The sequence below is a fragment of the Novosphingobium sp. FG90 genome (assembly GCF_057808725.1).
This window is the reverse complement of the sequence record NZ_JBMDIO010000071.1, coordinates 1-6,065: the sequence shown is the minus strand read 5'-3', so window position 1 is coordinate 6,065 and position 6,065 is coordinate 1. Positions and strand designations below refer to the sequence as shown.

Sequence of the window (6,065 nt, the reverse complement as noted above, 5' to 3'; positions counted from 1 at the left end):
AATGATACCTTTTCTCAACTTCAACCCCTCTTCTGAACTGGCGGGTGTGTCTGGCCGGTGATGGCATCTGAGCAAAAGCGACGATGGATTACGAAATTATTCCCATACCTCTTGCAAGCAACCCATAAAATATATGGATAATTCAGATACTAGTCCGAACCGAACAAATCTCGCGTAAAGATTTTTTCAGCCACATCATCAAGGAGATCAGTTCCGCGATTCGCAATAATAATATCACAACTACTTTTAAAGTATTCCAAATCCCTAGTGACCTCTGAACCAAAGAAAGTATCTTCTTTCATGGATGGCTCAAAGACCATAACTGATATTCCTTTTGCTTTTATTCTCTTCATTATTCCTTGCACTGATGATTGACGGAAATTATCGGACCCAGATTTCATTACCAGCCTAAACACGCCCACCTTGCGCGGAGACCGTGAAATTATCTGATCTGCAAGAAAATCCTTACGCGTTTTATTGGCTTCAACAATTGCTTTTATCAGATTTTGTGGAACTTCTGAATAATTTGCAAGCAACTGTTTTGTGTCTTTTGGAAGACAATAACCTCCATAACCAAAACTTGGGTTGTTATAATGAGACCCAATGCGAGGATCCAAACACACACCTTCAATTATTTCACGCGAGCTCATATTTCCGTTGATAGCATAACTATCTAATTCATTGAAAAATGCGACCCTCATAGCCAGATAAGTATTAGCAAAAAGCTTAATAGCCTCCGCCTCACGGCGCCCAGTAAAAATGACCTCAACATCAGGCGCACTTGACGCCTCAATCAATAAATTGGCAAATTTCCGAGCCCTGTCGGAATTTTCTCCGACAACTATTCTCGAAGGATATAGGTTGTCATACAGAGCTCTACCCTCCCTAAGAAATTCAGGACTAAATAAAATCTGACTTGTTTGAAATTTTTGACTTATAGCGTCAACAAAACCGACAGGTATAGTTGATTTTATTACAATACATGCCGTTTTATTAACCGATATGACATCGGAAATGACGGCTTCGACCGAGGAAGTGTCAAATTTATTATTGACCGGATCATAATTCGTTGGAGTGGCGACTATTATAATGTCAGCCCCTACAATTCCTTCATCTTTATTTAAAGTAGCAGTCAATTTAAGGTCTTTATTTTTCAGGAACAGCTCCATTTCCCTATCGGCTATAGGAGAAATTCTGGAGTTCACTGAATCAACTCTAGACCCGTCAACGTCTACCGCAACAACCTGATTGTTCTGCGAGAGCAATATAGCATTCGATAAACCAACATAGCCTAATCCAAAAATCGCTATTTTCATCTTTTGTGACCTTTTGGATATATTGCCAGGAACCCCAGCAATTGAATCATTCTCAAATGGATCGAAATCTAGCCTGCAGATGGTTCTCGCAACTGCCTATCCAAACTTGCTGCGGCGCAGTCAATGGACTTTTGCCGCAAACGCACATAGAGCGTAATAGCTCACGGGGTTGGCCAAGCGTAGCAGGCTCAGGCGACGGCGAGCCTGCCCTCAACGAGTTCGCGCACGGCCTTAAGAGCTGACTTTCCCTGCAGGCGTGCGGTGCCGGTCACGGATCGATAGCCGGCGTGGATCTGGGCGCCCCAGTCGGACCGGAAGCCGTTTGTGACCTTGCGAAATACAACGGAGGGGCGGATCTCACGCTCGGATATGTTGTTGGTCGCAGGGACGTCGCGGTTGCTGAGGAAGACGAAGAACTTGCCCCGCCATGCCTTGATCTGTTTGAGCAGGATATTGCCTGCGGGATGCGCGATGGGCATCCGCATGAAGCGGGTCAGCACGGTGTCGGCCTTGGCACAATAGGCCGCCAGGATCGTATCATTCAGGCTGCTTCGTCGCTTGCCGATGCGGATGGCCCAGCGCAGATGGTCGCGAACCTTCGGGGCAAAGGCCCGGTCACCGCAGTCGATGGCATATTGTACGTCGCGCAGGACATGGGCGAGGCAGACCCGGCGCCCTTGTCCAGTTCCTGTTGTCCGGCATAGCGGTCCGAGATCCACACATCGGGCTAATGTCCGCCCAGAACTTCCTCGGCGACACTGCGCGCCCCGCTTGCTCAGGCCCTCCCAGAGAATGCGGGCGATCTTGGCCGCCAGTGCGACGGTAACTTTGTTCCTGTGCATTCGGCGTTCCAATCCATTCAGCCACGGTCCGAAACTGTCGCGGCTACGGTCGAGATGGGTAACGCAGGATCGCGCACCGTGGATCAGCATGTGCCGTAGATGTCTGTTTCCGCGCTTACTGATGCCCAGCAGTTTTGCTTTACCGCCCGTCGAATATTCGGGCGGGACCAGACCCAGCCAAGCGGCAAGATCATCCGACTTCCGGGAACTGCCGGCCGGTTCCAGCCGCTGCCAGCAACGCAGTCGTGGCAAGTGGCCCGACACCGAGAATGGTCATCAGTCGCCGCGCGGCATAAATGCGGGCGACGATGGCTTCAATCTCGCGGTTCATCGTCGTTATCCGCTGTTCCAGTTTCGCCAGTTTGCCACAAATCTCGGCCAGGATGCACCGCATGGCGGCTGACAATTCGTTGGCATCCTCGGCCAGAACCCCAGGCATATCGGCTCTGAACTTGCCGGCACCTTGTGGATAGCAATATCGTATTCCAAGCAAAAGGCGCGCATCTGGCTGATCAATAGCATCCGGTGGCGCAAGAGAACTAACCTGACGATGACGCAATCCAGGATCGAGTGTTCGACGAGGATAGGCCATGCGATTCGGGCAGCGCAGCGTCCGCTTCACCGGCATGAGCGCAGAAAGGAAAATCGAATTCTTTCGCTGCAACCGAAGTTCTGGGCGATGCGGCGGATCCTGTTGATCTCCCCAGTGCCGAGCTGACAGAGCAGTTGTTCGACAAGCAGTCGGAATGGATATGCTGCCGCGCACGCTCTCGCGGAGCGCGACGATGGCCGGGCCGGCCCCCATCGGATCACGAACAAGGTTATCGCCGCCTTGATACTACGGAACTGAAGCCCCCCTGCGAAGCGCTAGCGGCGACCGGCAATGCTTTCCCGCGAGTCATCCATCAGAGCGGATGCATCCCTATGCTGCCACGCTTTTGGCCGTATGGCGCGAGGCGACGCGGTACGGCGTGTGGCGAGCCTGCCATAGCGAAGACTTGGAAGTTCGCCGACGATCCTATGGCGTGCTTGACTAATCGCAGAACGCCGAGTTGTCCATCGGCGACGAATGCCACGCCAAGCACGACGCCCCATGACAGCGTCGAGCAAGCAAATATCACGCCGAGTTTCGAGCGCAGGAACGGGGAAACCATCATCGGAGGATACGTCCGGACGGATGAACCCTACCTGTCGGAGCACGGTAAGCCACATGCGAGACGATGGCCTTTCGTGGTCGTGGCGGAAGCGTCAAACACCAGGGCGCACCGCCCCGCGACGGTCCGCCGGCATGACCGCCGCATGGATTTACGCGACTGCGCGTTCCGGAAATACGAGGCCATGACCCGCCCGTCGCCGAATACCCGATGGAAGCGGCTACCGGCTCTGGCTACGCTTTTCGCGCTCGCTGACGTTCATGGCAGTCAACCGACACCGGACCCTTCGAATTGTTCACGGCGCGGCACGATCGGACCGCAATGAAAATCCGGACAGATACCTTCAACTCGAAACTCGCTATCCGTATCGCCAGGATGCGCGGCGCGAACGGGAGCGGTTGCACATCGAGCGTCTTCGAAACTGAGAGCCTGACGGTAGAACCTACTATCAGTGCAGACATCCGGCGCCGGACGCGAATTTCATCTGCGCGTGCCGTCACGACGGCGACCGCATAGCCAGCCGCCGAACTGACACAGACCTGGTACGCACGCGAACCCCTCATCGAAAAGCGATAATCAGGGAGCGCTACGACCGCGGTGCCTCAGCCTGCCGCACAACGCAACGATGCGCGGATAAATGGATGGAGCAATAAGATGGCGGCACGTTGGTGATCGGTCAACAGCCCCAAAAAATTAGCGAAATCACCCATTTTGAAACGCACAACATCGAAGCCATCAGCAATTGGCGGAAAGTCGATTTCTACACTACCGTAGAACGGCAATCGTAGATGCGTGATGCAGTTAAAAGTGTCAGGAAGCCATGCGGTCTCCCGCTCCGAAGGGATACTCCGGGCAACTTCACGTCCGACCAATTCCGAACGGTCCCGGTTATTCGATCCGCACATTGTAGAGTGCGCCTTCACCACGCGCTGCGGAAATCTCAAGATGTTGCGTCGGGCAATCGGTCGGAACCGTGAACTGTGCTCCCGACCCATCCAGATTGAAAACTCCTACACCGATCACAGGATGGAGCGGCGAAAAGCACGAGACGCGCAAGAGGAGCGACCGAACGCGGCCGACTTGCCCTGTCGCCTTGACACTTGCCCGATGCGCACCCTCGGACAGGAAGGCGAAACGCTCCACGACAATTACGCGAACCGGCGCCAAATTTGTGTAACGCAGCGACACGCCCCGCTCGTCCGAAACCAGTTCAGTCGTGAGATCGGCGTTGTCAGGGTACCGCCAGTCAAGCGGCCCCTTCTCTCCGTCCGGGACATCAATGAACGCGGAGTGCGTTCTCGCACCGCCACTGCGGCTCGCGCATGCAGCATCCCACATTGCCGCAGACGCTTCCGCTCTCCCCGCTGCGGCGACCCTGTATGCGCGAGGAGCCAGAACCCGACAGTCGAGCGGGGCACCGCGCTTTACAGCGGTGGAGGCGGCAAGGCGCACGGACTGCACGGAAAGGTTCTCCGCAGCCCATGCGAGGAAAACAGGATTCCACTTATCCAGGGCTCCGAACTGATCGAGGAATTCTTTTAGGGCTTCCGGCTGCACCAACACAGCCTTGCTTAGTGCCAGTGTCTCTTCACTTCGATCCTGTTGACGCCACAGAGCAATTAGCCGCTGGGCGGCAGAGGGCCAGTCCTCGCCCTGCGCAGCCACCAGCACCATCAGTCGCTGCACGTAGCGATCGCGCCAACCACGCTGAGCGGCGAGCGTCAACGCCGGTGCAGCGGCGTCACCTTTGCCTGTCGCCAGAAGCGCATTGGTGTAAAGCGCCAGGCTCTCCGCCGGGACGGGGCGCCGCAACACGAGTTCGCGCGCCAGAGCGAGACCTTGTTCGTTGTCTCCTTTTGCCAAAGCATCCTGCGCCTGGGTTTCCAGCGCATACCCCTTGAACAACTCCGGGGTCCATTCGGCAGCGATCGAACCCTTGCGTGCCGAACGGTCGATCTGCACGCCCGCAGCGAGAACGCACAGAAATGCGCAAGCAGAGATCCATGCGACATTCGCCAAAATCCTCGCAGGAACAGGCTTACCCGTCCCTTCGGTCGCATTGCCGTGATCCACCGGGGTGACATTCCTCATCATTTTTACCTACTGCGTGCGAAAACGGCTAGGGCTCGACGCCAACAATCGTCGCTGTTGATTTCCGCTGGGAAATGACCCCGGTTTTCCATCCACAAACCATGCGCTGCGTTATGTTGCTGTTCACCTCGCCCGGTCAAGCTATTGGCTGTTGATTTCCATGATCGCCAGCCGCATCGGCATTCTTGTGCCCCAACCGCCGTATCTTAAGGTCGAGTTTCCGAAAATAGCGCCTACCCGCATCACCGTGTGGCGGAATTCAGGATCTTTAAATGCGGCACGGGTAAGATCCGCCATCCGTACACCATGACCAAGGGACTTTACGGAGGTAGATCACCGCTGATACGCGGAAAGCATTTCGCGCCAGCTGCCGATCATCACCATTTTGTCGAGCGTTGGTTACCGCCGCTTCAGCTAGACGGCCCCGCGTGGTCGAGCGCTGGACCATGAATCGTGGGCGTGGCAGTCGCGGTAGGCATTTGCTACGCCGCCCACGTCGCTACGGACATTCAGTCGCGCCGAACGGCAACACTCTGCCGACCGCTCACCGGCTATGCCGCGCGATCAATGCCTGAAGACTGGCGACCGGTATCAGGGTTGAGGGTCCTAGGAGGCGTTGACAAATTGGCGGGTCCACAGTCGGATTGAGACGATGTGGATGA

5 protein-coding genes and 2 pseudogenes are annotated in these 6,065 nt (G+C 55.3%); all 7 read right to left on the bottom strand.

The window, feature by feature from the left end; translation table 11 throughout:
- Positions 1 to 149: 149 nt before the first annotated feature.
- On the bottom strand, positions 150 to 1,316 hold the full coding sequence (locus tag ACODRZ_RS26165) for a nucleotide sugar dehydrogenase (protein ID WP_488973120.1): 1,167 nt from the start codon (positions 1,314 to 1,316) through the stop codon (positions 150 to 152).
- Between the two features lie 188 nt (positions 1,317 to 1,504).
- Positions 1,505 to 2,082: pseudogene (locus ACODRZ_RS26160) on the bottom strand (IS66 family transposase); the annotation flags it as partial.
- Between the two features lie 181 nt (positions 2,083 to 2,263).
- Positions 2,264 to 2,422 (bottom strand): annotated as a pseudogene (locus ACODRZ_RS26155) (transposase); the annotation flags it as partial.
- Entirely contained in the window at positions 2,349 to 2,822 is a 474-nt protein-coding gene (locus ACODRZ_RS26150) for a hypothetical protein (protein ID WP_488973121.1), read from the bottom strand. The gene ACODRZ_RS26150 and the pseudogene ACODRZ_RS26155, both read right to left, overlap by 74 nt.
- A gap of 1,092 nt (positions 2,823 to 3,914) precedes the next feature.
- The gene (locus ACODRZ_RS26145) at positions 3,915 to 4,184 is read right to left on the bottom strand and encodes a hypothetical protein (RefSeq protein WP_488973122.1); all 270 of its coding nucleotides are present in this window, start codon (positions 4,182 to 4,184) and stop codon (positions 3,915 to 3,917) included.
- 16 nt (positions 4,185 to 4,200) lie between these two features.
- Complete coding sequence (locus ACODRZ_RS26140; protein ID WP_488973123.1) at positions 4,201 to 5,403, bottom strand: hypothetical protein; 1,203 nt, start codon at positions 5,401 to 5,403, stop codon at positions 4,201 to 4,203.
- Positions 5,404 to 5,544: 141 nt separating this feature from the next.
- A complete protein-coding gene (locus ACODRZ_RS26135) occupies positions 5,545 to 5,700 on the bottom strand; it encodes a hypothetical protein (RefSeq protein WP_488973124.1) in 156 nt (51 codons plus the stop codon).
- Between the last annotated feature and the right edge of the window lie 365 nt (positions 5,701 to 6,065).